Below are 1,001 nucleotides of genomic sequence, written 5' to 3' on the forward strand. Positions count from 1 at the left end.
CAAGGGCGGTGAAATCGAGATGGACGGGCACCGGATCGCGGTCCCGGTCTCGACCGACCAGATGAAGACGGTCGCCAAGCTGTCCGGCGGGCAGTCCTACACCGCCACCAACCTCGGCGAGCTGGAGAAGAGCTACAACGCCATCGAGAACGAGATCGGCTACCGCACGGTGCCCGGACCGGGCAGCTCCGGCTGGCTGCGCCTGGGCGTCCTGACCGCACTGATCGCGACGGCGCTGGCCCTGCTGATCAACCGGCGGCTGCCCAGCTGACGACTCAGGCGGGCAGCCTGCGGTTGAGCAGCAGGCCGGCCAAGATGGCGCCGGCCATGACGAAGGCGCCGAGCAACATCCAGGCCATGCTCGCGTCGCCCTTGACGGTCTCGTAGCCGATCTGGCGCTGCAGCGTCGAGTACACGTTCTTCAGCGAGTCCAGGCTGTCGGCGTGAAACGACTGGCCCTCGGTGATCTCGCAGATCTTCTGCAGGGTCTGGTCATCCACCGGAACGGGGATGGTGGCGCCCTCGTAGTCGACGGTGCCGTACGGGGTGCCGAACGAGATCGTCGAGATCTGCACGCCCTCGGCTTTGGCGGCCCGGGCCGCGGTGAACGCCCCCTGCGGAGCGTTCGGGTCCAGCGGCACGTTCTCGGCGCCGTCGGATTCCAGCACGATGCGGGCCGGCGGCGGATTGTCGCCCCCGGCGACCGCGGTGGCACTGATCGCGTGCAGAGCGGTGAAGATGGCTTCGCCGGTGGCGGTGCTGTCGGCGAACTCCAGCTTCTTCAGCGCGTCGATGGTCGCCTGATGTTGCGGGGTCGGCGGCACCAGCAGATAAGGCGTGCCCGCGAAACCGACCAGGCCGAGGTTGATGCCGGGGGTGAGCTGGCCGGCGAACTGAGTGGCGGCCTGTTCGGCGGCCTTGAGCCGGTTGGGTTCGACGTCGGTCGCGCGCATGGACTGCGACATGTCGATCACCAGCATGATGACGGCGCGGTTGAGCGG

1 protein-coding gene and 1 pseudogene are annotated in these 1,001 nt (G+C 68.2%); one reads left to right on the forward strand and one right to left on the reverse strand.

What is annotated here, in order from left to right:
• Positions 1 to 271 (forward strand): annotated as a pseudogene (locus A5625_RS09005) (hypothetical protein); the annotation flags it as partial.
• A 4-nt stretch (positions 272 to 275) separates the two neighbouring features.
• Here the strand turns inward: A5625_RS09005 and A5625_RS09010 are convergent.
• The coding region (locus A5625_RS09010; RefSeq protein WP_066991783.1) for a VWA domain-containing protein at positions 276 to 1,001 on the reverse strand (726 nt) is incomplete at its 5' end.

It is taken from the genome of Mycobacterium sp. 1465703.0 (assembly GCF_001672975.1).
GTDB lineage: Bacteria > Actinomycetota > Actinomycetes > Mycobacteriales > Mycobacteriaceae > Mycobacterium.